22 protein-coding genes are annotated in these 23,613 nt (G+C 64.7%); 10 read left to right on the top strand and 12 right to left on the bottom strand.

Annotation, left to right across the window (positions count from 1 at the left end):
* Nucleotides 1–12 precede the first annotated feature (12 nt).
* Nucleotides 13–1,308, top strand: a complete 1,296-nt coding sequence (gltA, locus tag C8N34_RS07025; protein ID WP_054301836.1) for a citrate synthase — start codon at nt 13–15, stop codon at nt 1,306–1,308.
* Between the two features lie 81 nt (nt 1,309–1,389).
* Complete coding sequence (locus C8N34_RS07020; protein ID WP_054301835.1) at nt 1,390–2,109, top strand: heparan-alpha-glucosaminide N-acetyltransferase; 720 nt, start codon at nt 1,390–1,392, stop codon at nt 2,107–2,109.
* Here the strand turns inward: C8N34_RS07020 and aguB are convergent.
* A complete protein-coding gene (gene aguB / locus C8N34_RS07015; protein ID WP_108128305.1) occupies nt 2,106–2,978 on the bottom strand; it encodes an N-carbamoylputrescine amidase in 873 nt (290 codons plus the stop codon). The genes C8N34_RS07020 and aguB overlap by 4 nt on opposite strands.
* A 108-nt stretch (nt 2,979–3,086) precedes the next feature.
* On the opposite strand from aguB, the gene C8N34_RS07010 reads away from it, so the two are divergent.
* Entirely contained in the window at nt 3,087–3,563 is a 477-nt protein-coding gene (locus tag C8N34_RS07010; protein ID WP_108128366.1) for a PaaI family thioesterase, read from the top strand.
* Here C8N34_RS07010 and C8N34_RS07005 read toward each other — a convergent pair.
* The 3 genes from C8N34_RS07005 to C8N34_RS06995 all read right to left on the bottom strand — a co-directional run bounded on the left by C8N34_RS07005 (nt 3,553) and on the right by C8N34_RS06995 (nt 8,130).
* Entirely contained in the window at nt 3,553–4,632 is a 1,080-nt protein-coding gene (locus C8N34_RS07005) for a DUF2235 domain-containing protein (protein ID WP_108128304.1), read from the bottom strand. The genes C8N34_RS07010 and C8N34_RS07005 overlap by 11 nt on opposite strands.
* Nucleotides 4,619–6,886, bottom strand: a complete 2,268-nt coding sequence (locus tag C8N34_RS07000) for a xanthine dehydrogenase family protein molybdopterin-binding subunit (protein ID WP_108128303.1) — start codon at nt 6,884–6,886, stop codon at nt 4,619–4,621. Before C8N34_RS07000 ends, C8N34_RS07005 begins: the two co-directional genes overlap by 14 nt.
* 98 nt (nt 6,887–6,984) lie before the next feature.
* A complete protein-coding gene (locus C8N34_RS06995; protein ID WP_054301831.1) occupies nt 6,985–8,130 on the bottom strand; it encodes a type III PLP-dependent enzyme in 1,146 nt (381 codons plus the stop codon).
* 214 nt (nt 8,131–8,344) lie between these two features.
* Here C8N34_RS06995 and C8N34_RS06990 point away from each other — a divergent pair, with 214 nt between their 5' ends.
* Nucleotides 8,345–8,776 carry an Lrp/AsnC family transcriptional regulator gene (locus C8N34_RS06990; protein WP_054301830.1) on the top strand — a complete coding sequence of 144 codons (432 nt, stop codon included), beginning with the start codon at nt 8,345–8,347 and terminating at the stop codon, nt 8,774–8,776.
* Between the two features lie 75 nt (nt 8,777–8,851).
* Here the strand turns inward: C8N34_RS06990 and C8N34_RS06985 are convergent, their stop codons facing one another.
* Complete coding sequence (locus C8N34_RS06985; RefSeq protein WP_108128302.1) at nt 8,852–9,487, bottom strand: winged helix-turn-helix transcriptional regulator; 636 nt, start codon at nt 9,485–9,487, stop codon at nt 8,852–8,854.
* Between the two features lie 91 nt (nt 9,488–9,578).
* On the opposite strand from C8N34_RS06985, the gene C8N34_RS06980 reads away from it, so the two are divergent.
* The 3 genes from C8N34_RS06980 to C8N34_RS06970 all read left to right on the top strand — a co-directional run bounded on the left by C8N34_RS06980 (nt 9,579) and on the right by C8N34_RS06970 (nt 13,908).
* Nucleotides 9,579–9,947 (top strand): DUF1428 domain-containing protein, encoded by a 369-nt coding sequence (locus tag C8N34_RS06980; protein ID WP_054301828.1) that lies wholly within the window; start codon nt 9,579–9,581, stop codon nt 9,945–9,947.
* The gene (locus C8N34_RS06975) at nt 9,944–10,696 is read left to right on the top strand and encodes a VOC family protein (protein ID WP_108128301.1); all 753 of its coding nucleotides are present in this window, start codon (nt 9,944–9,946) and stop codon (nt 10,694–10,696) included. Before C8N34_RS06980 ends, C8N34_RS06975 begins: the two co-directional genes overlap by 4 nt.
* 104 nt (nt 10,697–10,800) lie before the next feature.
* Nucleotides 10,801–13,908 (top strand): valine--tRNA ligase, encoded by a 3,108-nt coding sequence (locus tag C8N34_RS06970; protein ID WP_108128300.1) that lies wholly within the window; start codon nt 10,801–10,803, stop codon nt 13,906–13,908.
* Nucleotides 13,909–14,000: 92 nt separating this feature from the next.
* Here the strand turns inward: C8N34_RS06970 and C8N34_RS06965 are convergent, their stop codons facing one another.
* The gene (locus tag C8N34_RS06965; protein ID WP_054301825.1) at nt 14,001–15,629 is read right to left on the bottom strand and encodes an MFS transporter; all 1,629 of its coding nucleotides are present in this window, start codon (nt 15,627–15,629) and stop codon (nt 14,001–14,003) included.
* Between the two features lie 119 nt (nt 15,630–15,748).
* On the opposite strand from C8N34_RS06965, the gene C8N34_RS06960 reads away from it, so the two are divergent.
* Nucleotides 15,749–16,081, top strand: a complete 333-nt coding sequence (locus tag C8N34_RS06960; protein WP_108128299.1) for a DnaJ family domain-containing protein — start codon at nt 15,749–15,751, stop codon at nt 16,079–16,081.
* Nucleotides 16,082–16,118: 37 nt separating this feature from the next.
* Nucleotides 16,119–17,228, top strand: coding sequence for a pyridoxal phosphate-dependent aminotransferase (locus C8N34_RS06955; RefSeq protein ID WP_108128298.1), 1,110 nt, complete (start codon nt 16,119–16,121; stop codon nt 17,226–17,228).
* Here C8N34_RS06955 and C8N34_RS06950 read toward each other — a convergent pair whose 3' ends face one another.
* Both C8N34_RS06950 and gatB read right to left on the bottom strand, forming a co-directional pair.
* The gene (locus C8N34_RS06950; protein ID WP_108128297.1) at nt 17,229–17,618 is read right to left on the bottom strand and encodes a DUF4177 domain-containing protein; all 390 of its coding nucleotides are present in this window, start codon (nt 17,616–17,618) and stop codon (nt 17,229–17,231) included. It abuts the gene before it with no gap.
* A 155-nt stretch (nt 17,619–17,773) separates the two neighbouring features.
* Nucleotides 17,774–19,285 (bottom strand): Asp-tRNA(Asn)/Glu-tRNA(Gln) amidotransferase subunit GatB, encoded by a 1,512-nt coding sequence (gatB, locus tag C8N34_RS06945; protein WP_108128296.1) that lies wholly within the window; start codon nt 19,283–19,285, stop codon nt 17,774–17,776.
* Between the two features lie 167 nt (nt 19,286–19,452).
* Here gatB and C8N34_RS06940 point away from each other — a divergent pair, with 167 nt between their 5' ends.
* Nucleotides 19,453–20,064, top strand: a complete 612-nt coding sequence (locus C8N34_RS06940) for a transglycosylase SLT domain-containing protein (RefSeq protein WP_229825186.1) — start codon at nt 19,453–19,455, stop codon at nt 20,062–20,064.
* Between the two features lie 43 nt (nt 20,065–20,107).
* Here C8N34_RS06940 and pepN read toward each other — a convergent pair whose 3' ends face one another.
* From pepN to C8N34_RS06920, 4 genes are all read right to left on the bottom strand, one after another.
* Complete coding sequence (pepN, locus tag C8N34_RS06935) at nt 20,108–22,663, bottom strand: aminopeptidase N (protein ID WP_108128295.1); 2,556 nt, start codon at nt 22,661–22,663, stop codon at nt 20,108–20,110.
* A 51-nt stretch (nt 22,664–22,714) separates the two neighbouring features.
* Nucleotides 22,715–22,936, bottom strand: coding sequence for a ribbon-helix-helix domain-containing protein (locus C8N34_RS06930; protein WP_054301819.1), 222 nt, complete (start codon nt 22,934–22,936; stop codon nt 22,715–22,717).
* Nucleotides 22,937–23,022: 86 nt separating this feature from the next.
* The gene (locus C8N34_RS06925) at nt 23,023–23,253 is read right to left on the bottom strand and encodes an N-(5'-phosphoribosyl)anthranilate isomerase (protein ID WP_108128294.1); all 231 of its coding nucleotides are present in this window, start codon (nt 23,251–23,253) and stop codon (nt 23,023–23,025) included.
* 46 nt (nt 23,254–23,299) lie between these two features.
* The gene (locus C8N34_RS06920; RefSeq protein ID WP_054301817.1) at nt 23,300–23,485 is read right to left on the bottom strand and encodes a DUF4169 family protein; all 186 of its coding nucleotides are present in this window, start codon (nt 23,483–23,485) and stop codon (nt 23,300–23,302) included.
* Nucleotides 23,486–23,613: the final 128 nt, after the last annotated feature.

Raw genomic sequence — 23,613 nt, 5'->3', positions numbered from 1 at the left:
AGGGATGTAGAGATGGCAGAGACCAACAGGACCGCGACGCTGACATTCGACGACAAGGTCATCGACCTGCCGATCCATTCGGGCACGATTGGCCCCGATGTCATCGACATCCGCAAGCTGTACGGTGAAGGTGACGTGTTCACCTACGATCCGGGCTTCACCTCGACCGCCGCCTGTGACAGCGCCATCACCTATATCGACGGCGACAAGGGCGAGCTGCTGCATCGCGGCTATCCGATCGACCAGCTGGCCGAGAAATCGCATTACCTTGAAGTCTGCTATCTGCTGCTGAACGGCGAACTGCCGAATGCCGCACAGATGAAGGACTTCGAGACCCGCATCACCCGGCACACCATGGTGCACGAGCAGATGCACTATTTCTTCCGGGGTTTCCGCCGCGACAGTCACCCGATGGCGACCATGGTGGGTGTGGTCGGCGCGATGTCGGCCTTCTACCACGACTCGACCGACATCAATGACCCGTGGCAGCGCGAAGTGGCCGCGATGCGGCTTATCGCCAAACTGCCGACCATCGCCGCAATGGCCTACAAATACTCGGTGGGTCAGCCCTTCGTCTATCCGAAGAACAGCCTCGATTACGCCGCGAACTTCCTGCACATGTGCTTCGCTGTGCCCTGCGAGGATTATGTGGTGAACCCGGTGCTGTCGAAGGCGATGGACCGGATCATGATGCTGCATGCCGATCACGAACAGAACGCCTCGACCTCGACGGTGCGTCTGGCCGGGTCGTCGGGCGCCAACCCCTTTGCCTGCATCGCAGCCGGCATCGCCTGTCTGTGGGGACCGGCCCATGGCGGCGCCAACCAGGCGTGCCTGGAAATGCTGCGCGAGATCGGCACCGTGGATCGCATCCCGGAATATGTGGCCCGCGCCAAGGACAAGAACGATCCGTTCCGTCTGATGGGCTTCGGCCACCGGGTTTACAAGAACTTTGACCCGCGCGCCAAAGTGATGAAGGAATCCGCCGACGAGGTGCTGGGCCTGCTGGGGATCGAGAACAACCCGACCCTGCAAGTCGCCAAGGAACTGGAGCGCATCGCGCTGGAAGACCCCTACTTCATCGAGAAGAAGCTTTACCCGAACGTCGACTTCTATTCGGGCATCATCCTCGATGCGATGGGTTTCCCGACCTCGATGTTCACCCCGATCTTCGCGCTGAGCCGCACCGTCGGCTGGATCAGCCAGTGGAAAGAGATGATCGGCGACCCGACGCAGAAGATCGGCCGCCCGCGTCAGCTCTATACCGGGCCGACCTTCCGCGACTATGTGGATGTGCATCACCGCTGAGACCGGCGAAACGCGAAACAGGGGCGGCCTTCGGGCCGCCCTTTCGCTTGCAGGCGGCGACACAGCAGGTGAAAAGAGGGCATGACGCAGACACCCCGCCTCTGGCTGATCGACAGCGCCCGCACGCTCGCCCTGCTGGGGATGGCGGCCTTCCATCTGGTGTTCGACCTGCAAATGTTTGGCTTCGTGCCGCCCGGCACGGCGGTCAGCGGCTTTTTCTACTATCACGCACGGATCGTGGCGGGGTCATTCCTGTTCCTCGCCGGAATGGGACTGTGGCTGGCGCATGGGCAGGGCATCCGATGGCCCGCCTTCTGGCGCCGCTGGGGCAAGATCGCGGCGGCAGCGGCGCTGGTATCGCTGGCCACCCGTATCGCCATGCCTGATTTCTGGATCTTCTTCGGCATTCTGCACAGCATCGCGGTGGCCAGCCTGCTGGGCCTCGTGTTCCTGCGCCTGCCGGGGCTGGTCAACCTTGCGCTTGGCCTCGCCGTGGTCTGGGCCGCATGGCCCTTGCCGCCGCTGCTGGAATGGCAGGCGCCCGCCCTTCGGTTTCTGGGCCTGACGACATTGCCGACCTATACGATGGATTTCGAGCCGCTGGTGCCGTGGTTCGGCCCGTTCCTGGCCGGAATGGGTATTGCCCGGCTGATCGCCCCCGTCCTGCCCCGGCTGGCACAGATTTCACCCGAAGGGTTGGGCTGGCTTGCCTGGCCGGGGCGGCACAGTCTGGCGGTCTACCTGATCCATCAGCCGGTGCTGATCAGCCTTGTCTGGCTGGCGGCGCAGATCCTGCGCTAGCTGCGTCCGTCCAGCGACATCAGCGGCGCGTAAAGCCCGGGCCTGCGATCCCGGAACAGCCCCCAGCTCGCCCGCAGTGCGGCGATTTCCGCCAGATCTACCGTGGCCGTCAGGATTTCCTCGGTGTCACGGCTGGCCTTCGCCAGCAATTGCCCACGATGATCGGAAATGAAGCTCGATCCATAGAAGGTCACATCCACGCCTTCCGGCGCCGTTTCCGTGCCGATGCGGTTAGAGGCGACCAGCGGCAGGATATTGGCCGCCGCATGGCCGCGCATGACCATTTCCCAATGCGGCTGGCTGTCATAGCCCGGCGCCGGCGGCTCAGAGCCGATGGCGGTCGGGTAAAGCAGCACCTCGGCCCCCATCAGTGCCATGGCGCGGGCACATTCAGGGAACCACTGGTCCCAGCAGATGCCGACGCCCAGCCGCCCCGCCGCCGTCTCCCACACCCGGAAGCCGGTATCGCCGGGAGAGAAATAGAACTTCTCCTCATAGCCCGGACCCTGCGGAATATGGCTTTTGCGATAGATGCCCAGCACCCTGCCATCGGCGTCGATCAGCGCCAGCGAATTGAAGAAGGCCTGCCCTGCGCGTTCAAAAAACGACACCGGCAGCACCACGCCCAGCTCGCGCGCAAGGTCCGAAAACCGCGCGATCAGCGGATGCCCCTCAGCCTCGGCGGCGAGGGCAAAATATTCCGGCCGCTCCGTGATGCAGAAATATGGGACGGCGAACAGCTCCTGAATCAGCACGACGCCGGCGCCCTGCCCGGCGGCCTGCCGCACCAGCGCCTCGGCCCGGTCGGCATTGGCAGGCAGATCCCAGGAACAGGCGAATTGCGTGGCGGCTAGGGTCAGCGCGGACATGACAGCCTCTTCGATCAAATTGCCATATCAAAGTGACGCAGCGTCTCGCAGCACGCAAGCCCTCTCGACAGGCGGCGTGCGGCTTGCAAGAAACCGGCTATGACCGACATGCCCCCCATCGCCCGCACCCCCGCCGATCTGCCCAGCCGCGACACGTTGCTGTCGATGTCGGGGCTGGAGTTCATGCAGAAGGTGCTGGCAGGCGATCTGCCACATCCCGCCATCGCGGGGGTGATGGGCTGCCGGATCACCGAGGTGGAGCCGGGCCGCGTGCTGGTGCGTGGCACGCCGGGTTTTCAGCACACCAATCCGTTCGGTGCCGTACATGGCGGCTGGTATGGCACGGTGCTGGATACCGTTCTGGGCTGCGCGGTGATGACCGGCGTGCCGCAGGGGCGCTGGTATACAACGCTGGAATACAAGGTGAATATCACCCGTGCCCTGCCCGTCGGGATGGAGGTCGAGGCTGAGGCGCTGCTAGATCACGCAGGCCGGTCCACCGCCGTGGCGCATGGCACCATCCGGGGTCTGGAGGACGGGAAGGTTTATGCCACCGGCTCGACCACCTGCATCATCATGGCGTGAAGGCGCGGCGCCAGAAGCCCGCGCGCTTTGGCACCGATGACAGCGCCGTCGGGTGAACCCTTTCCGATCTGTCGCGCCCGATGATCCGGGGGCGGCGCAACAGGAAGGCCCCGCCGAAGCCACGCCATGTGCCCACCATCGGTGCTGCCGGATCACAGGGAAACCGCGCGCGCCAGCCGGGCGGCAGGCTCAGCCCGCAGGCCTCCGCCCTTTCCAGCATCCAGACCAGCGGGATATTGGCCAGTGGGCGCGCGGCCTCGAAATCGCCGATCTGGCCGCCGATATCGCCATGGCTGCCGCGAAACCAGACCTGTTCGACATTGCCCTCCCATCCCGGCGGACAGGTCCAGAGCACCGGCTCAAACACCTCGCGCGTTTCATGCAGCGCCAGTGCGTGAAAGCCATGGCGGACAGAGGCCCCGAGCTGATGGTTGTGGAAGGCGTGGCGGCGTTCGGTCAGCATCCAGAGGCCCGGCAGCCGCAGGCCCAGCGCCTTCACCGTATCCCAGACCCCGACCATCTGGATCGGAGCCGCCGGATGGCAGAAGCGGGTCACAAAGGCGCGTGACGCCGCGCTGTCCGGTCCGCGTTCATAGTGGCGATAGGCCAGCGTCACATTGCGCTCGGTCGCGTTGTCATGGGTCAGCAGGCCCACCCGGTCGATCACCCCGGCAAGGCTGCGCACCGCATAGGCGCCACGGGAATAGCCCATCAGGAAGATGCGGTCGCCGGGGCGATAGTGGCTCGCCAGATAGCCATAGGCGCGGCGGATCTGCCGGTTGATGCCGCGCCCCTGCATCACATCCAGCGTCTGCCGCCAGTTCTGCCATTGCAGGCCGGGTTCATAATAGACTGATCGGCGATTGCCCGGCGCCGGTTCGCGCAGCAACAGGTAGGCAAAGCCCGCGTTGGTGTGGCTGTCCGGCTCCAGCGAGGCAAGCGTACCGTCAAGGATGATCACATGATCCACCACGCCGCGTCGCGCACCGGGCGGCGGCGGGTCGGGCGGATCAGTCTGCACCACCGGATGACGGCGCAGCCAGTGGCGCAGACGGTCAATCAGACGCATCGCGCGCCTCCGCCAGCGCGGCCCAGATCCGCGCCGGGGTGAAGGGCATTTCCACCCGCGCGCCCAGCGGCGCCAGCGCATCGGCCACCGCATTGGCGATCACCGGCAGGGCACCCACCGTTCCCGCCTCGCCACAGCCTTTCATGCCCAGGGGGTTGGTGGCGGTTGGCGAAGGTTCCGAGGCGAAGCGGATGAACGGCAGGTCCGAAGCGCGCGGCAGCGCGTAATCCATGAAACTGCCGGTCAGCAACTGCCCCTGTGCGTCGAAAACCGTCTCTTCCATCACCGCCTGACCGAAGCCCTGCGCCACCCCGCCCTGCACCTGCCCCTGCACCAGTTCCGGCGCGATCAGCGTGCCGAAATCATCAACCGCCGTATAACGATCCAGCCGCAACGCGCCGGTTTCGGGGTCGATCTCCACCTCGGCGGCATGGGCGCCATTGGGGAAGCTGCGCCCCTCCAGCCTGGTCGTCGCGGAATGGCGCAGCAGGTCGGCCCGACCTGCGGCGCGCGCCTGATCGGCAACTTCGATCAGAGTGAAGGCAAGATTACGCCCCTCGGCCTTCAGCACACCATCAGCATAGCGGAAAGGCACGCCTTCGCGTTCCGCCAGCCAGGATGCAAAGGCATCGGTCATGGTGGTGACCGTAGCCCGCATCGTCGTGCCCTGCACGGTGACCGAGCGGGAGCCGCCAGTGCCGCCCCCGCGTGCGATGCGGTCGCTGTCACCCTGCACCACGGTAATGGCACTTTCCGGCAGGCCGGTCAGGTCGGCCAGCATGCGGGTATAGACCGTCTCATGCCCCTGCCCGTTCGACTGTGTGCCAACGTAAAGGATCACCCCGGTTTCGGTAAATTCCACCGTGGCGGTTTCCTCGGGCGCGCCCATGATCGCCTCGACATAAAGCGCCATGCCCCGCCCACGCAGCAAGCCGCGCGCCGCCGAATCCGCCCGCCGGGCGGCAAACCCTGCCGCATCCGATTCCGCCGCCAGCCGCGCCAGCAGACGCGGGAAATCGCCGCTGTCGATCACCTCGCCATTCCAGAAGCTGTAAGGGAACTGCCTGATCACATTGCGTGCGCGCAGGTCCTCGGGCGGCAGGCCAAGCTCCCGCGCGGCGGCATCCATGGCGCGTTCCAGCGTCAGGATCGCCTCGGGCCGCCCCGCGCCGCGATAGGCATCAACCGGGGTGGTGTTGGTATAGACCCCCTCCGCCCGCAAATGCACCGCCTGCACGTCGTAGACCCCGCTCAGCACCTTGGCAAACATCTCCGATTGAACGCCCTGCCCGAATTGCGAGTTATAGGCGCCAAGGTTTGACACAAGATTGACGCGGCAGGCCACCAGCCGGAAATCGGCGTCGAACCCCAGTTCCGAGGTCGCCTCCAGATCGCGGCCCGCATTGTCGGAAAACATGGATTCGCCACGATCCGCCATCCAGCGCAGAGGACGGCCCAGCATCCGCGCGGCGGCACCAAGGCAGATATATTCCGGGTAGGGCATGGCCTTCATGCCGAAGCCGCCGCCGACATCGGGGTTGGTCACCCGCACCGCATCCGCCGGCAGGCCAAGCTGGCGGGCAAGTTCCGCCTTCTGGCCCCAGACACCCTGCCCGTTCACCGCCAGATGCAACCGGGTGCCATCCCATTCCGCCCAGGCACCGCGCGGCTCCATCGACGCCGGGGCAATGCGGTTGTGGCGGGTGGTAAACCGGATGCGATGCGCGGCGGCAGCCAGCGCCGCCTCCACCGCCCCGCCATCGCCCTGCTCATGGGTGAAGGCATGATTGCCCGGTGCCTCGGGGTGGATGGTCGGCCCGCCCTCGGGGAAAAGCGCAACCGGCAGATCGCGCAGGTCGGCCTCGATCATCTCCACTGCGTCGCGCGCCTGATCGGGGGTTTCCGCAACCACCATGGCCAGCGCCTCGCCGACATGCCGCACCCGTCCCAGCGCCAGAACGGGCCGCTCCGGTCCGGCGCCCTTGCTGCCGTCAGGCTGCGTCACGCGATAGCCGCGCATGCCCAGAACGACCCCCGCCCCGGCCAGACGCTCTGCCGTCAGGACCAGCTGAACGCCCGGTGCCGCCTCTGCCGCCGTTACATCCAGCGACCGGATTTCGGCATGCACCACCGGGCTGCGCAGGAAGGCCACCCACAAAGCGCCTTCCGGCACGATGTCCTCCACATAGCGCCCCTTGCCAGTCAGAAACCGTTGATCCTCCAGCCGCCCCTGCGCTTTGCCAAACATCGCCATCCCCTTGTCCTGTCAACGGAATGGTAAACGCCCGGCGGGACAAGTCCAGCCGGGCGCGCGATGTTTTGAAAGACTGTCCTGAAAGACAGAGGCCGCACTCAGACCTTCAGCGACAGCACCGTCGCGATGGTCAGTTCGCCAAAGCCGTTGAAGCGGGTGTTGGTGGCCAGCGAATAGGCACCCATGCCGTGAATTACCAGATAATCGCCCTCGGCAATGTCCTCGGCCAGCATCAGCTCGCCGGGAATCCGGTCTACCGAATCGCAGGTCGGGCCAAAGACGATGCGCGAGGCCAGTTCACTGTCACGGCGCTTGCCGACGGCATCCACCACCTCGATCCGGTCTATCACGCCCACCAGCGGCAACTCGGCCAGCGCGCCATAGACGCCATCGTTGAGGAACACATGCTGCCCGTCGCGCACCGCCTTGACCTTGGCGATATGTGTGAAGGCATCGCCGCAAAGGCCCCGGCCCGGCTCGCACACCAGCATCGGACGCTGGTCACCAAAGGCTTCGGTCGCCACGCGGTCGATCAGGTCAAAGGTTTCCTCGATCTGCGGCACCACGGCTTGCAGGCGGTGGTTCGGAAAACCGCCGCCGACGTTCAGCCGCGCCACGGTCACGCCCGCCTCCTGCGCGATGTCAGCGGCCGCGCGGATGTAAGCCTCCCAGGCATGCGGGTCGGTGCATTGCGTGCCGGGATGGAAAGTCAGCGAGGGAATGAACCCCGCCTCGGCCGCGCGTTTCAGCAGTTCCGCCGCCAGTTCCACCGTCGCACCGAACTTCGCGCCGAAGTTATAGGCCGCGCCCGCCACCGGCAGTTTGAAACGCACCGAGATTTCACAGCCCTCAGCCGGAACCATCTCGATCAGCTTTTCCAGCTCCGAGGCCGAATCGACGGAATAGCTTTTCACCCCCATCTCGACCGCCACCGCGATTTCGGCGCGGGCGCGCACGGGGTTGTTGTAATGCATCGCCGCATCCGGCGCGATACGCCGCACCAGCCGCATCTCATTCGGGCTGGCCACGTCAAAGCCACGCACCCCGGCGGCCGAGAGATTCTCGATTACCACATCAGCGGGGTTGGTCTTGACCGCATAGGTCACCATGCCCGGAAAGCCGTCGATGAAGCGGCGCGCTGCCGCCTGCAACACGGCAGGCGAGAAGAACAGCACCGGATTCTCCGGCTGCACGGTACGGATATATTCGGTCGGGTTGGACCAGATCGTTTTGGAAAGTCCCATCGGCGTGTCCCTTCTGCCAACAGAACGCAAGCGGCCATTGCCCGGTTCCCACCGGGAGCCAGCACCTGCGCGGTCATTACAACCAGGCCAGGTGCGTATGAGCCGCCCTTTTCCTGAAAACGTGGAATGCGCATATGGGACACAACTTCACCGATGAAAACCACAAAAACTTAGTGTATCGGTGACAGAATGACGAAATAGCCGGGCGAATTGCATGGACGAACTGGATCGCAACATAATCGGGCTGCTGGGGGCGGATGCCCGCATGTCAGTGGCCACACTGGCCCGACGCATGAAGGTCGCCCGCTCCACCGTGCAAGCGCGGCTGGAGCGGCTGGAGACCACCGGCGTCATCGCCGGATACACGCTGAAACTGGGCGAGGCGGCGCGGCAGGGCCGGTTGCGGGCCAGCGTGCTGCTGACCATAGAACCCCGCGCCCAAGCGGCGATTCTGACGCGGCTGAAGTCGATTGCCGAGATCGAGCGGGTCTTTACCACCTCGGGCCGCTATGACCTGCTTTTACAGGTGGCCGCGCCTTCGACGCAAGTGCTTGATCAGGTGCTGGACCAGATCGGGGCGCTGACCGGCGTGGTCAGTTCCGAAAGCCTGATCCATCTGTCGACGAAATTCGACCGGGCGGTGTGACCCCGGCTGCGCCTGGCGCAAATTTCTTTCCAAAGAAATTTGCAAAAGTTTTCCTGAAAACTTTTGCGCGCGGCTTCAGCGGAGTGTGAACAGGTCGACGAAGGCCTGCCCTTCCTCCGGGTCACCTTCGAACCCGATCATACCCTGCGCCGTGGCAGTCAGTGGCTGCGGGCCATAGATCGCCGCCGCCATCGCATTGGTGCCGCCGCTGAACTGCAAGGTGGCGGGGCCATTGCCGCGCTCCACCTTGAAGCGGCCCGGCCCGGTGCGGATGGTGAAGCCCTCCTCCCCCAGACGCATCGCCACCCGGTGCTCGCCTGCCCGCGCCCTTGCGCAGGTGGCGCGCATCGACAGCATCAGCGCGGTCGGGCTGATAAACCGTCGCGGGTCGTGCCCCGGCTGGCGCGCGCCCCAGATGCACAGCGCCCGCAGCACCGGCCAGAGGGCCAGCCCCGCTTCTGTCAGCCGGTAAAGCTGCACCTTGGCGGGTTCCGGCATATGTTCGCGCGCGACCACGCCAGCCGCCTCCAGCCCTTCAAGCCGCTGCGTCAGGACATTGGCGCTGATCCCCGGCAGCCCCTCGCGCAAAGCGCCGAAACGGCGCGGGCCCAGCATCATCTCGCGCACCACAAGCAAGGCCCAGCGATCCCCGATCAGATCCAGCGCATGGGCCGCGATACAGCCTTCCTCATAGCTTCGCCCCGATGACATCGCGCCCCTTGGTTAGTTTATATAACTTTTAGTTGCTTTTCATAACTACACCCGCCACCCTTGGCCCTGCAAGTGTCTGGAGGGTGCACGCATGGCTTACATTGACGGTTTCGTCATTCCGGTCAAAACCGAAGACCGCGAGATCTACCGCGACCACGAAGCGAAATGGTGGCCTTACTTCCGCGATGAAGGCGCGCTGTCGCTGGTCGTTGGCTGGGGGGACGACGTCCCACCCGGCAAGCACACCGATTTCCTGCGCGCGGTCGAGGCCAAAGAGGATGAAACCGTGGTGCTGTGCTGGATGATCTGGCCCGACAAGGAAACCCGCGGCCGCGCCTACGAGAAGATGATGAAGCTTGCCGAGGAAGATCCGGCCGAATTCACCAATATGCCCTTTGATGGCAAGCGCATGATCTTCGGCGGCTTTACCCCGCTGTTGATGGAAGGAGCCGCGAAATGAACGCACATGGCGCCCCCTGCTGGTATGAGCTGACCACCGGCGCTGTTGCCCGGTCGCAGGCGTTTTATGGCCCGCTTCTGGGATGGGATTTTCAGGATGCCGGGATGGAAGGGTTTTCCTACATCCTGGCCCTGCGCGACGGCGCCATGGTGGCGGGCATGATGGAACCCGACACGCCGATGCCAGAGTTCTGGATGGTCTATTTCGCGGTCGGGGATTGCGCCGCTGCCTGCGACAAGGTGACTGCGCTTGGCGGCAAGGTGTTCCGCGCGCCCGAGCCGATCCCCGGCACCGGCATTTTTGCCATTGTTGTCGATCCGCAGGGCGCCGCCTTCGGCCTGCTTCAACCGCTGGAGGGGCAGCAGGGCGCGGCCTTTGACCAGATGAAACAGGGCCACGGCAACTGGCACGAATTGCACAGCACGGACCCCGAGGCAGGCCTTGCCTTCTATACCGCGCTGCTGGGCTGGACCCCTTCAACGGCCATGCCGATGGGCGAGATGGGCAATTACCAGCTTTTCGCCCGCGAAGGTCGCGACATTGGCGGCATGATGCGGTTGCAAAGCGAGGGGGTGCCTTCGCACTGGCTGCCCTATTTCGGTGCGCCCTCGATCAAGGCCGCGATGGCACAGATTGCCGAACTGGGCGGCCAGGTGTTGCATGGCCCGCAAGAAGTGCCCGGCGGCGCTTTCATCTGCATGGCGCAGGACAGCCGCGGCGCGCATTTCGCGCTGGTCGGCGGCGCCTGAGCCACAGCCGGAAAACACGCGCGGCGGCCGGAACCGGCCGTCGCGCCCCTTCCCCTCGGGCGGCGCATTGGCTACATCCCTTGGCAACGAAAAGGGGAACGATCATGCCGATGGAAAAGACCTTCAACGCCACCGAGGCCGAAGCGCGCATTTCGAAGCAATGGATCGACGGCAAGGCCGGGCGGGCCGGTGCCAATGCCAAGCCGGGCGCGCCTGCCTTCTCCATCATGATCCCGCCGCCCAACGTGACCGGCAGCCTGCATATGGGCCATGCCTTCAACAATACGTTGCAGGACATCCTGACCCGCTGGCACCGCATGCGCGGCGATGACACGCTCTGGCAACCCGGCACCGATCACGCTGGTATCGCCACCCAGATGGTGACGGAACGCGAGATGGCGAAGAACCAGGAGCCTTCGCGCGCCGAAATGGGGCGCGAGAGGTTCCTCGAACGGGTCTGGCAGCAAAAGGTCAAATCGCGCGGCACGATCATCGGCCAGTTGCAGCGGCTTGGCGCCTCGTGCGACTGGGACCGCGAAGCCTTTACGATGTCCGGCGCCCCCGGTGCGCCGGAAGGCGAGACCGGCAATTTCCATGATGCCGTGATCAAGGTCTTTGTCGATATGTATCGCAAGGCCCTGATCTATCGCGGCAAACGCCTCGTGAACTGGGACCCGCATTTTGAAACCGCGATTTCCGACCTTGAGGTCGAGAATATCGAGGTCGCGGGCCATATGTGGCATTTCAAATACGAACTCGCGGGCGGCGAAACCTATGAGTATGTCGAGAAGGACGAAGACGGCAATGTGACCTTCCGCGAGAAGCGGAACTACATTTCCATCGCGACAACCCGCCCCGAAACCATGCTGGGTGATGGCGCGGTGGCGGTGCATCCTTCGGATACGCGCTATGCCCCCATCGTCGGCAAGATGGTGAAACTGCCGCTGTGCGACCGTCTGATCCCGATCATCACCGATGAATACCCCGATCCGAACTTCGGCTCGGGTGCGGTGAAGATTACCGGCGCGCATGATTTCAACGATTATCAGGTCGCAAAGCGTGCGGGCCTGCCCTGCTACCGGCTGATGGATACCCGTGGCCGGATGCGCGCAGACGGGGCACCCTATGCCGAGGCGGTGATCCGCGCCCGCGAAATCGCCACCGGTTCGCCCACCAATGAATCCGAAGTGGACAGCCTGAACCTCGTCCCCGAGAAATATCGCGGCATGGACCGGTTCGAGGCCCGCAAGGCGGTGATCGCCGACATTAATGCCATCGGCCTTGCTGTCACCGTGATGATCAGGGAAACCGACCCGGAGACGGGATCGGAGCATCTGCGGCTGGAGCCGGTGGTCGAGAACAAACCGATCATGCAGCCTTTCGGGGATCGCTCGAAAGTCGTGATCGAGCCGATGCTGACCGACCAGTGGTTCGTGGATACCGCGAAGATCGTGGAACCCGCGCTGGAGGCGGTGCGCTCGGGCAAGGTCAGGATCATCCCGGAATCGGGCGAAAAGACCTATTACCACTGGCTTGAGAATATCGAGCCCTGGTGCATCTCGCGTCAGCTCTGGTGGGGTCACCAGATCCCGGTGTGGTATGGGCTGGATGTCTGGCCGACCGGCTTCCGCGATGACGAGGGCGACAATGCGCTGGACGAGGTGGAGCTGTTCCGCCTGCTCGCCGATGGCGCCTTTAACCATGCCGATCCGGTCTACCACTGTGCCCATGACCTTCAGGCTGTGGCCCAACGCTTCATGGATGACCTCGCGCCCCTGCCCGCGCCGCTGAACCATGCCCGCGTGGTCGAGGTGGAAAACCGTGATGCGGCGGTCGAGGCACTGGCGAAGGCTTTGGCCGATTACAACCTGACGCAAGACCCGACGCATCTGGTGTATCCGGTGTGGCGCGACGCCGATGTGCTCGACACCTGGTTCTCCTCGGGCCTTTGGCCCATCGGCACGCTGGGCTGGCCCGAACAGACCCCGGAACTGGCGCGGTATTTCCCGACCAGCGTTCTGGTCACCGGGCAGGACATCCTGTTCTTCTGGGTCGCCCGCATGATGATGATGCAATTGGCGGTGGTGGAGGATATCCCTTTCCACACCGTCTATCTGCATGGCCTCGTGCGCGACGCCAAGGGCAAGAAGATGTCCAAATCCCTGGGCAACGTCATTGACCCGCTGGAAATCATCGACGAATACGGCGCCGATGCGCTGCGCTTTGCCAATGCCGCCATGGCCTCGCTTGGTGGCGTTCTGAAGCTTGATACCCAGCGCATCGCCGGTTACCGCAACTTTGGCACGAAGCTCTGGAACGCCTGCCGCTTCGCCGAGATGAACGGCGTGTGGGAGGGTCACACGACCCAGGCCACCGCCCCGCAGGCCAGTGCCACTGCGAACAAGTGGATCATCGGTGAAACCGCCAAGGCGCTGACCGAGGTCAACGCTGCGCTGAATGATTTCCGCTTCGATCAGGCGGCGGACGCGCTTTACAAATTCGTCTGGGGCAAGGTCTGCGACTGGTATGTCGAATTCGCCAAACCGCTGTTCGACGGGGATCAGGCGGCCGAGACGCGCGCGACAATGGGCTGGGTGCTGGATCAGTCCATGATCCTGCTCCATCCGTTCATGCCCTTCATCACCGAGGAACTCTGGTCCACCACCGGCAAACGCGACGGGATGCTGGTCCATGCCGACTGGCCGTCCTTCGGTGCCGAACTGATCGACACAGAAGCAGACCGCGAGATGACCTGGGTCACCGGGCTGATCGACGATATCCGCTCGGCCCGCACGCAGATGCATGTGCCGGTCGGGCTGAAGCTCGACATGCTGGCGCTGACCATGGATACCGCCGCCCGCGCGGCCTGGGATCGCAACGAAGTGCTGATCAAGCGCCTCGCCCGCATCGAAAGCCTGACGGATGCGGCGACAGCCCCGAAAGGCGCACTGTCCATCGCGGCGGAAGGGGCCAGCTTTGCCATTCCGCTGGAAGGCATCATCGACATCGGCGCCGAAAAGGCGCGGCTGGTGAAGGCGCTTGAAAAGCTCGGGAAGGAAATTGCGGGGCTGAAAGGGCGGCTCGATAACCCGAAATTCATCGCCTCCGCCAAGGAAGAGGTGGTGGACGAAGCCCGCGCCAATCTGGAAGCGCGGGAGGAGGAGGCAGCCAAAGTCGCTGCCGCCGTCGCCCGTCTGGCAGAAATCGGCTGAGGCATTTTCTGTCAGAAAATATCATCAGCGGATGAATGTGCCGTAAGGCGCAAGGGGGGGCAGACAGCCCCCCTTCCTTTTTCACCTCGCCGTCACGGCAGATCAGGCCCAGGTTTCAACACCATCTCGCCGGGATGCGGGATGCTGTGCCGCTCGATCATGCGGTGCACCACGGGCTTGCCCGGCCCTCGGTGCAGGGCTTGCAGCCGCTCCAGATTGGCAAGATCGGCCTTCGTCCGCCGTTCGACATGCCGGATATATTCGACCCAGGTCGCGACGTGGTAGCTTTCGACCCAGATATCGGGGTCTTCCAGATCGCGCAGCAGCGCCCAGGCCCGCGCGCCATCACGGCGACGGATGCGGCGACGTTCCTGCATCACCTCCAGAAACGCAGGCACATCTTCCTCGGCGATGCGATAGTCGATCATCACCATGATCGGCCCCGACCGCCCCCGCAGATCCAGCCGCAGCGGCGGCGCATTGAACGGCCCCACCGGATCAAGGCTGAGGCCGCCGAACTCGCCCACCGCCAGCCACAGCCCCGACAGCGCGGCCAGCACCAGCGCGCCTGCGGCGAAGTAAAGCGCAAGGCTGACGCCGCCCGCATCCGCCACCGCGCCCCAGACCCAGGCGCCCACTGTCATGCCGCCAAAGGCCGCCGTCTGATAGAACGACAGCGCCCGCCCGACCACCCAGCGCGGCGAGGATAATTGCACCGTCACGTTGAACAGCGACAGCGACATGACCCAAGCGCCGCCGCAGATCAGCAGCGCAGGCGCGGTCATCCACAGGCTGCGGCTCAACCCCAGCGCGACCAGCCCCACGGCAAAGACCAGACAGCCGCCGCGCACGATGCTTTCATTCTTCAGCCGTGCCCGCAGCGGTCCGTTCAGCATCACCCCGCCGATGGCGCCAAAGCCGAAGGCGCCCAGCGTGATGCCGTAGGTCAGCGCGGTGCCGTGCAGCAGATCGCGCGCCACCATCGGCAGCAGCGCCAGCACCGCGCAGGCCCCAAAGCCGAACAGCCCCGCCCGCGCCATGGCCCGCATCAGGTTCGGAGACATCGCCACATAGCGCAGCCCCGACGACAGCGCCGCCCGCAGGGATTCGCGCGGCAGCCGCCGTTCGGGATAGGCCGGGCGCCAGCGCATCAGCGCGCCCAGCAGCGGCAGATAGCTCGCCGCATTGATGGCAAAGGCCGCAGCCGCACCGAACGCCGCCACCACCGCCCCCCCGATCGCCGGTCCGACCGAGCGCATCATATTGAACCCCATGGAGTTCAGGCTGACGGCCTGCGGCAGATCCTCGCGTTCCACGATATCGCCCATGCTGGCCTGCCAGGACGGATTGTAAAGCGCCGTGCCGCAGCCGATCAGGAAGGTGAAAGACAGCAGAAGCCAGGGCGTCATCGTGCCCCAGAAGGCCACGACCGACAGCGCCACCGAGGCGGTAAACAGAAAGACCTGCGCCCAGATCAGGATGATGCGGCGCGGGAAATTGTCGGCCAGCGCGCCTGCGATCAGCGACAGCACCATGATCGGCAGCGTGTTCGAGGCCTGTACCAGCGCGATCAGCTGATGCGAGTCGGTCAGCGAGGTCATCAGCCACCCCGCCCCGACCGTCTGGATCAGTCCGCCAAGCTGCGAAATCACCGTTGCAGTCCAGAGCAGGCGGAAGTCGGGGTTGGCGAAAGGGGCGAAAGTCGGTCTGCGTTCGATCACTGTCAGGCCTCGGGCGACACGTTTTCCGGGGATGCCGCCATATCGCGCCGTTTCGCCGCCGGGTGCAACCCTTTGTCGCAGGTCTTGTCTTTACGTCCGGGCAGGCCCAGAATCAGCGCATGACATGGCTGAACCGCATTGCCGAACGGATGATGATGAAAGCCCGCGCCGAGGGGAAGCTTTCGGGCCTGAAGGGTGAGGGGCAGCCTTTGCCTGATCGGCCCGGCGATGCCTTCGTTTCGGCGGGCGAGGCTGTGGGGTTTCGCATCATGGCCGAAGCCGGTGCGCTGCCCGAGGAAATCACCCTGAAAAAGCAGGTCCTCGCCCAGCAGGCGCATCTTGCCACGCTGGTGGACGAGGCCGAACGCAAGGCGGCAATGCGGGTTCTGGCCGATCTGCAAATGCGGCAGGCCATGGCCGAAGAGGCGCGGCGCGCCTTCATGAAAGGCTGATCTTGCAGGCCGGCCGGTTTCCGGCTGATATGCGGCCATGACCCAGTCCCCGCGTTACACCCCGCTCGTTCAGTCGCTGCCCGCCACCGTGCCCTTCGTCGGACCGGAAACCGCAGAACGCGCCTCGGGCCACCATTTCACCGCGCGGCTTGGCGCGAATGAGAACACCTTCGGCCCCTCGCCCCGCGCCATCGCCGCAATGGCGGCAGCAGCGCAGGATGTCTGGATGTATGGCGACCCGGAAAACCACGATCTGCGGGGCGCGCTGGCGGCGCATCACGGCGTGACGCCGGATCATATCGTGGTAGGCGAAGGGATCGACGGGCTGCTGGGCTATCTGGTGCGACTGGTCGTGGAACCGGGCGATGCCGTGGTCACCTCGGATGGTGCCTATCCGACCTTCAACTTTCACGTCGCGGGCTTTGGCGGGCTGCTGCACAAGGAGCCGTATATCGGCAACCATGAAGACCCAGAGGCGCTGCTGGCCCGCGCGGCGGAGGTTCAGCCGAAACTGCTGTACGTCGCCAACCCGGACAACCCGATGGGCTCGCATCATCCCGGCACCGTGATCGCCGATATGGCGGCCCGGCTGCCCGAGGGCGTTCTGATGGTGCTGGACGAGGCCTATATCGACCTCGCGCCGCCGGGGACCGAGGCCCGGATCGACGCAGACGACCCGCGCGTGATCCGCTTCCGCACCTTTTCAAAGGGATATGGGATGGCGGGGCTGCGTGTCGGCTATGCCATCGCGGCGCCGGGGCTGGTCTCGGCCTTCAACAAGGTGCGCAATCATTTCGGCATGGGGCGCATCGCGCAGGCCGGGGCACTCGCCGCGCTGGCCGATCAGGACTGGCTGGCCCATGTGCGGAACGAAGTCGCGACATCCCGCGACCGTCTCACCGTGATCGCGCACGACAACGGCCTGACACCCCTGCCCTCGGCCACGAATTTCGTGACCATCGACTGCGGTGCCAATGGCGATTTCGCGCGCGCGGTCGTGCGTGAACTGGCGGCGCGCGGCATCTTCATCCGCATGCCCTTCGTTGCGCCACATGACCGCTGCATCCGCGTCAGCTGCGGCCCCGCCGCACTGATGGACAAGTTCGCGGCTGCCCTGCCCAAGGCATTGGCCGCCGCGCGTGGCTGATCACTCGGCGGCGATTTCAGGGTTGTCGGAAGGCTTTTCCTGCGGACGTGCCGGGCCAACGGCAGGCGCCCGGCCTTCCTCCGTATGCGTGGTCAGACGCGCGGGCATCGCCGCAGCAACTTCGGCCACCTCGGGCAGCGCCGCGACCGCTTCGGCCCGAACCGGACGGCGGAACACCAGCATGTTGTGGAAATTGGTGGCCTTACCCGTCAGACCCACCCGTTCATCACAGGGCAGGACATCAGCCCGGACATAATCCCAGCCCTCGGCGCCCAGCCGGTTCATCAGCTGCATCAGCGCATGGGCGAAACGGTCTTCGACCGATTTCAGACCCCGGACCTTTTCGGCCTTGCGCGGCGCCGGAATGACCTTGAATTCATACTGCTGCATGCGTGCCTCCCGCAAACTTCGCGCAGAATGTCAGATTCCGCGCGCAAGTCCAAGCGATTGAAAGATAATCCGGCACAAAGCGGCCGATGGGCAGGGATGAAATAGAAAAAGGGCGGATCTGGTGTCCGCCCCCTTCCTGTCTACCAGCCCTTGCGTCAGAGCCCGAGCTTTTTGGCCACCATCTCGTTTACCACCGCCGGATTAGCCTTGCCCCCGGTCGCCTTGAGCACCTGACCCGTGAACCACCCGGCGAGCTTGGCATTGACCTTGGCCTTTTCCACCTGCGCCGGATTGGCGGCAATCAGATCGTCCAGCGCCTTCTCGATGGCGCCGGTATCAGTGACCGCCTTCATGCCGCGCGCCGCCGCCACCTCGGCGGGGTCACCACCTTCGGTCCACAGGATTTCAAACAGATCCTTGGCCATTTTCGAGGTGATCTCGCCCTTCGACAGCAGATCAAGCATGCCACCCAGTTGCGCAGCCGTGACCGGGCTGTCGCCGATGGCGTGACCTTCCTTGTTCAGCCGGCCGAACAGTTCGTTGATGACCCAGTTCGCCGCCAGCTTGCCATCGCGCCCCTGAGCCACGGCCTCAAAGAAGGCAGCCGAATCCAGCTCGGCGGTGAGGACGCTGGCATCGTAGTCAGTCAGGCCGAAATCGCCCATGAAGCGCGCTTTCTTGGCATCGGGCAGCTCGGGCATCCGCGCGGCGATGTCATCGACCCATGCCTGCTCGATTTCCAGCGGCAGCAGATCCGGGCAGGGGAAATAGCGATAGTCATGCGCCTCTTCCTTCGACCGCATCGACCGGGTTTCGCCCTTGTCAGGATCGTAAAGCCGGGTTTCCTGCGTGATCGAACCGCCATCTTCCAGAATGGCAATCTGGCGCCGCGCCTCGTAGTCAATCGCCGCCTGAATGAAGCGCAGCGAGTTCATGTTCTTGATCTCACAGCGCGTACCCAGATGCGAGAAATCCTGCGTTTCCTGATACTTCTCGTATTGGCCGGGGCGGCAGACCGACACGTTCACATCCGCACGCAGGTTGCCGTTCTGCATGTTGCCGTCGCAGGTGCCCAGATAGCGCAGGATCTGCCGCAGCTTGGAGACATAGGCTGCCGCTTCCTCGGGGCCGCGAATGTCGGGGCGGCTGACGATCTCCATCAGGGCGACGCCGGTGCGGTTGAAATCGACGAAGGACATGTTCGGGTCCATGTCGTGAATCGACTTTCCGGCGTCCTGTTCCAGATGGATGCGTTCGATCCGCACCAGTCGCGCCACGCCAGGCCCCATCTCCACCAGCACCTCGCCCTCGCCCACGATCGGGTGGTAAAGCTGGCTGATCTGATAGCCCTGCGGCAGGTCCGGGTAGAAGTAATTCTTGCGGTCGAAGGCCGAGCGCAGGTTGATCGCGGCCTTCAGCCCCAGCCCCGAACGCACCGCCTGTTCGACGCAATATTCATTGATCACCGGCAGCATGCCCGGCATGGCGCAATCAACGAAGCTGACATTGCTGTTCGGCTCGGCCCCCACGGCGGTGGAGGCGCCGGAAAACAGCTTGGCGTTCGAGGAAACCTGGGCGTGAATCTCCATCCCGATCACCAGTTCCCAGTCGTGTTTCGCCCCGGCGATCACCTTCGGTTTCGGCGCTTCATAGGTCAGGTCGAGCATCGGTTTCCCCTTGCAAACTTGCCCCCTTCATAGGCAGCGCCACGCAGCGCGGCAAGGCGCTGCGGGCGGATTTTCGCGCATGTCCGTACAGCACGCTAGCCCGGAGGGCGGTTGCGCAGGCAAATAACGCCTGTCGCCGCTGGGGGCGATGCCACCTTGGGCAAGGGATGCTGGGGAAAACTGCGATCATCCGGGGTATGCAGGGCGCGTTCGTCGCACTGGCTCTGGCAGGCTGCACGACCGAGGCCGCACAATTGGTCTCGCGCGCGGCGGAACCGCCCCCGATGCGTTGGGACCACCGCCCGGAAGCCGCCGAATGGACAGCCAATACCCTGATGGCCGTGGCACAGGAAGATGAGGTTCTGGCCGATCGCGTTCCCGCAGATATCGACAGCTGGTGTCCGGCCTACAGCGACGCGCCCCTGCCGCAGCGCCGCGCCTTCTGGGCCGGGCTGATTTCAGCGGTCGGGAAATATGAAAGCAGCCACAACCCGGCAGCAGTCGGCGGTGGCGGCAAGTATATTGGAATCATGCAGATTTCGCCGCGTTCTGCCCGCAACTACGGCTGCGAGGCCACGTCGGCCTCGGCGCTGAAGAACGGGACTGCCAATCTGGACTGCGCGGTCGAGATGATGGCCTACCATGTGCAGCGGGACGGTATGGCCGTCGGCGGCGGCAATCGCGGAATCGGACGCGACTGGATGCCCTTCCGCAAGTCGAATACGCGCGCGGAAATGCGCAACTGGATCAGCCAGCAGATTTACTGCCAGAAAGGCTGATGACCCGGTCGGGGGGCATCAGCCCCCCGGATGGACCTTTAGCTCAGCCCGCCATGCGCGTCGCCATCTCGCCCAGATCGCGGCTGAGACCGGAGGTGGCGAGGATGCGGGCCAGTTCAGCCCGGATCAGCCCCTGACGCCCCGAATCGTAGCGCCGCCAAGTTTCGAAAGCGGTGGACATACGCGCCGCCGTCTGCGGGTTCTTCGGGTCCAGCCGAAGCAGCCAGTCGGCCAACAGCCGGTAGCTGGCACCATCCTGATAATGGAACCCTGCGTGATTGGCGCTGAGCGCGCCGATGACCGACCGGAAGCGGTTGGGGTTCTTCCAGTCGAAATCGGCCCGCGCGGTCAGGAGTTCGACCGTTCGCGCGGTCTGGTCGGGGGCGGCATGCAGCACCTGAACCATGAACCATTTGTCCATGACCAGACGGTCCCCGCGCCAGCGCGCCTCGAAGGCGTCAAGCTGCGGCTGGCCGCGCCCGATCTCCAGCAACGCCGCAAGCGCGGCAAGGCTGTCGGTCATGTTGGTCGCGGCGGCAAAGGCCGCCTCGGCGGCCGCGCCTCCGTCGCGCAGGCTGAGCAGCCCAAGACAGGCATTATGCAGCGCCCGCTTGCCCGCCTGAACCGCATCGGGCGAGAAGGCGCCAGTGATCTGCGTCGCCTCCATCAGCCCGGGCAAGGCCGGGGCCAGCGCCCCGGCCAACGCCGCCGCCATGCGCCGCCGGGCCGTATGAAGTGCTGCCGGGTCGGGCTGTTTGCCTGCGGCCGCCAGGGTCGCGGCCATGTCATCCTCCCCCGGCAGGCGCAGCGCCAGGGCGCGGAATGCGGGATCAAGGCTGTCGTCCTGCACCAGCCGCACCATCGCCTCCAGCCAGTCAGGACCCACGGTCGGGGCGCCTGCTGCCAGATCGGCCAGCACCTCTTTCGCCAGCGCGCGCCCCGCCTCCCACCTGTTGAACGGGTCGGTGTCATGCGCCAGCAGGAAGGCGCGCTCCGCCGCACTGACGGCGCGGTCCAGTACCACCGGCGCCGAGAAGCCGCGCAGGATCGAGGCAACGGGACGACTGGCAAGCCCCTCGAAGCGGAAGCTCTGCCGTGTTTCGGTCAGCTCCAGAACGGTGGTCGGCTGCACCTCGTCACCGTTCGGGTTCAGCAGGCCCACCGCCACCGGAATCACCTTCGGCGCTTTCACCGGCTGCCCCGGTGTCGGCGGCAGATGCTGTTCCAGCGTCAGTGAATAAATACCGTCCTTCCACTCCTCCTCCACCGTCAGACGCGGGGTGCCTGCCTCGGTATACCAGCGCTTGAACTGCCCGAGGTCGCGGCCGGTCGCATCTTCGAACACCTTCAGCCAGTCCTCTATCGTCGCCGCCTCGCCATCGTGGCGCGCGAAGTAGAGATTCAGCGCACGGGCATATTCCGCATCGCCCACCAGACGCTTCAGCATGCCGATGACCTCGGCCCCTTTTTCGTAAACGGTGGCGGTGTAGAAATTGTTAATCTCGACAAAGCTGTCAGGCCGCACCGGATGGGCCAGCGGCCCCTGATCCTCGCGGAACTGCCGCGCGCGCAGCGCCTGCACATCCTCGATCCGCTTCACCGCATGCGACCGCATGTCGCCCGAGAACTGCTGATCGCGGAATACGGTGAGCCCTTCTTTCAGGCACAGCTGGAACCAGTCGCGGCAGGTGATGCGATTTCCAGTCCAGTTGTGGAAATATTCATGCGCGATCACCGCCTCGATCCGTTCATAATCGGTGTCGGTCGCAGTCTCGGGCGAGGCCAGAACCAGCTTGGAGTTGAAGATGTTCAGCCCCTTGTTCTCCATCGCGCCCATGTTGAAATCGTCCACAGCGACGATGTTGAACACATCCAGATCGTATTCGCGACCGTAGACCTGCTCATCCCAGCGCATTGAGCGTTTCAGCGCATCCATCGCATAGGCACAACGCGATTCGTCGCCCGCGCGCACCCAGATATTCAGCGCGACCTCGCGGCCCGAGGCCGTGAGGAAATGATCAGGCAGCGCTACCAGTTCCCCCGCGACCAGCGCAAACAGATAGGCTGGCTTCGGCCAGGGGTCATCCCATTCGGCCCATCCCGGCCCCTGCCCCGCCGGATTGCCGTTTGACAGCAGCACCGGCAGATCGCTTTCGATCCGCACATGAAACCGCGCCATGACATCCGGGCGGTCGGGGTAGTAGGTGATCTTGCGGAAACCTTCGGCTTCGCATTGCGTGCAATACATGCCGTTCGACATGTAAAGCCCCTCCAGCGCGGTATTGCCCACGGGGGCAATCTCGACCTCGGTTTCCAGAACGAAAGGATCGGCAGGCAAAAGCGCGGCGGGCAGCGTCAGGCCGGTGTCGTCGGGCTGGCAATCCAGCGGGGTGCCGTCCAGCGCAAGGCGGATCAGCCGCAGACCTTCGCCATCCAGCCGCAAATCCGCGCCGGGACTGCGCGCCGGATCAGGGCGGAAATGCAGTCGCGCGACAACCCGCGTCGCCTGCGGCGCCAGCCGGAAGGTCAACTCCACCCGGTCGAGTGGATGGCTGTAGGGGCGGTAGTCGGCCAGGTAAACGGTGGTCTGCTGCGTCATGGCGGTCTCCTTCGTCGTGAAGGCTACCCGATGGCGCGGCAGGCGCAACCGTCAGCCGCGCTGCTGGTAATGCCGCAACACCGCAAGGCGGATCGCTGAAGCAAGGCCGATATCGCCCTCACGGCTTTCGTCGATTTCCGCCGCCAACTCGTTCAGGCCCATCTCCCGCGCGGCGGCAAGTTCGCGGAACCCGTGCCAGAACTCGGCCTCCAGCGAGACACTGGTGCGATGGCCCCGCAGCGTCAGGGAATGCTTGGCAGGACGGGCGGACATCGCGGGTACCTCGGGGCTTGGGACAAATCTTTTGCGCCAAAAGATTTGCAAATTTCTTAGCAAGAAATTTGCGCCCGGTGGCGCGGTCAGTGCAAGAGCCGGATCGGGTCGCGGTTGCAGAAGATCACGAATTGCCCGGCGTTTTCCACCAGCCGGTAACCGCGTCGTCGCACCTCGTGCAGCAGGCGGTCACGACCGATCAGCCGGTCCACATCGGCGGCACTGCGGCGGATGATGCCGCCTTCCGCCACCGCACGGGCCGAAAACAGCTGCACGATCCATCGGTCGGCGTCGGGGGCAATACGGGTCGGGATCATCGGGCACCTCCGCCACCGATCCTCTCGGACCTGACTTAATGCGAGGTTAATCCTGATCCGTCTCGCGCTTCTTGCCATCCAGTTCGGCCCGCGCCCGTTCGGCGTCCGCCGCCTCGCGCGCCTTCTGCGCCTTGCTGCGACCGAACTTCGCGGCATTGGCATCCGCTTCATCGCGCGCCTCTGCCCGCGCCTTTGCCTTGCGGAAACGATTGAGGTTCACGACTTCGGCCATGGCTTTCCTCCTGACGGGACCGGGGCATGGCCCCGGCTCCATTTTCTCGCGGTTCTCGTGGAATGCAAGCGCTTGGCCTGCAAATACCGAGACGATCCTCTTCCGGCCCGCGCAAGCGTGCGCGGGCG

Origin of the sequence: Gemmobacter caeni, assembly GCF_003054195.1 — a bacterium.
GTDB classification, from domain to species: domain Bacteria; phylum Pseudomonadota; class Alphaproteobacteria; order Rhodobacterales; family Rhodobacteraceae; genus Gemmobacter; species Gemmobacter caeni.
The sequence above is the reverse complement of the archived record's forward strand: the minus strand, read 5'-3'. Positions and strand labels throughout refer to the sequence as shown.

What these genes read in the sequence shown, in the direction of transcription:
- gltA (WP_054301836.1), top strand. Translation starts at nt 13, where the DNA reads ATGGCAGAGACCAACAGGACCGCGACGCTGACATTCGACGACAAGGTC.
- C8N34_RS07020 (WP_054301835.1), top strand. Translation starts at nt 1,390, where the DNA reads ATGACGCAGACACCCCGCCTCTGGCTGATCGACAGCGCCCGCACGCTC.
- aguB (WP_108128305.1), bottom strand. Translation starts at nt 2,978, where the DNA reads ATGTCCGCGCTGACCCTAGCCGCCACGCAATTCGCCTGTTCCTGGGAT.
- C8N34_RS07010 (WP_108128366.1), top strand. Translation starts at nt 3,087, where the DNA reads ATGCCCCCCATCGCCCGCACCCCCGCCGATCTGCCCAGCCGCGACACG.
- C8N34_RS07005 (WP_108128304.1), bottom strand. Translation starts at nt 4,632, where the DNA reads ATGCGTCTGATTGACCGTCTGCGCCACTGGCTGCGCCGTCATCCGGTG.
- C8N34_RS07000 (WP_108128303.1), bottom strand. Translation starts at nt 6,886, where the DNA reads ATGGCGATGTTTGGCAAAGCGCAGGGGCGGCTGGAGGATCAACGGTTT.
- C8N34_RS06995 (WP_054301831.1), bottom strand. Translation starts at nt 8,130, where the DNA reads ATGGGACTTTCCAAAACGATCTGGTCCAACCCGACCGAATATATCCGT.
- C8N34_RS06990 (WP_054301830.1), top strand. Translation starts at nt 8,345, where the DNA reads ATGGACGAACTGGATCGCAACATAATCGGGCTGCTGGGGGCGGATGCC.
- C8N34_RS06985 (WP_108128302.1), bottom strand. Translation starts at nt 9,487, where the DNA reads ATGTCATCGGGGCGAAGCTATGAGGAAGGCTGTATCGCGGCCCATGCG.
- C8N34_RS06980 (WP_054301828.1), top strand. Translation starts at nt 9,579, where the DNA reads ATGGCTTACATTGACGGTTTCGTCATTCCGGTCAAAACCGAAGACCGC.
- C8N34_RS06975 (WP_108128301.1), top strand. Translation starts at nt 9,944, where the DNA reads ATGAACGCACATGGCGCCCCCTGCTGGTATGAGCTGACCACCGGCGCT.
- C8N34_RS06970 (WP_108128300.1), top strand. Translation starts at nt 10,801, where the DNA reads ATGCCGATGGAAAAGACCTTCAACGCCACCGAGGCCGAAGCGCGCATT.
- C8N34_RS06960 (WP_108128299.1), top strand. Translation starts at nt 15,749, where the DNA reads ATGACATGGCTGAACCGCATTGCCGAACGGATGATGATGAAAGCCCGC.
- C8N34_RS06955 (WP_108128298.1), top strand. Translation starts at nt 16,119, where the DNA reads ATGACCCAGTCCCCGCGTTACACCCCGCTCGTTCAGTCGCTGCCCGCC.
- C8N34_RS06950 (WP_108128297.1), bottom strand. Translation starts at nt 17,618, where the DNA reads ATGCAGCAGTATGAATTCAAGGTCATTCCGGCGCCGCGCAAGGCCGAA.
- gatB (WP_108128296.1), bottom strand. Translation starts at nt 19,285, where the DNA reads ATGCTCGACCTGACCTATGAAGCGCCGAAACCGAAGGTGATCGCCGGG.
- C8N34_RS06940 (WP_229825186.1), top strand. Translation starts at nt 19,453, where the DNA reads ATGCTGGGGAAAACTGCGATCATCCGGGGTATGCAGGGCGCGTTCGTC.
- pepN (WP_108128295.1), bottom strand. Translation starts at nt 22,663, where the DNA reads ATGACGCAGCAGACCACCGTTTACCTGGCCGACTACCGCCCCTACAGC.
- C8N34_RS06930 (WP_054301819.1), bottom strand. Translation starts at nt 22,936, where the DNA reads ATGTCCGCCCGTCCTGCCAAGCATTCCCTGACGCTGCGGGGCCATCGC.
- C8N34_RS06925 (WP_108128294.1), bottom strand. Translation starts at nt 23,253, where the DNA reads ATGATCCCGACCCGTATTGCCCCCGACGCCGACCGATGGATCGTGCAG.
- C8N34_RS06920 (WP_054301817.1), bottom strand. Translation starts at nt 23,485, where the DNA reads ATGGCCGAAGTCGTGAACCTCAATCGTTTCCGCAAGGCAAAGGCGCGG.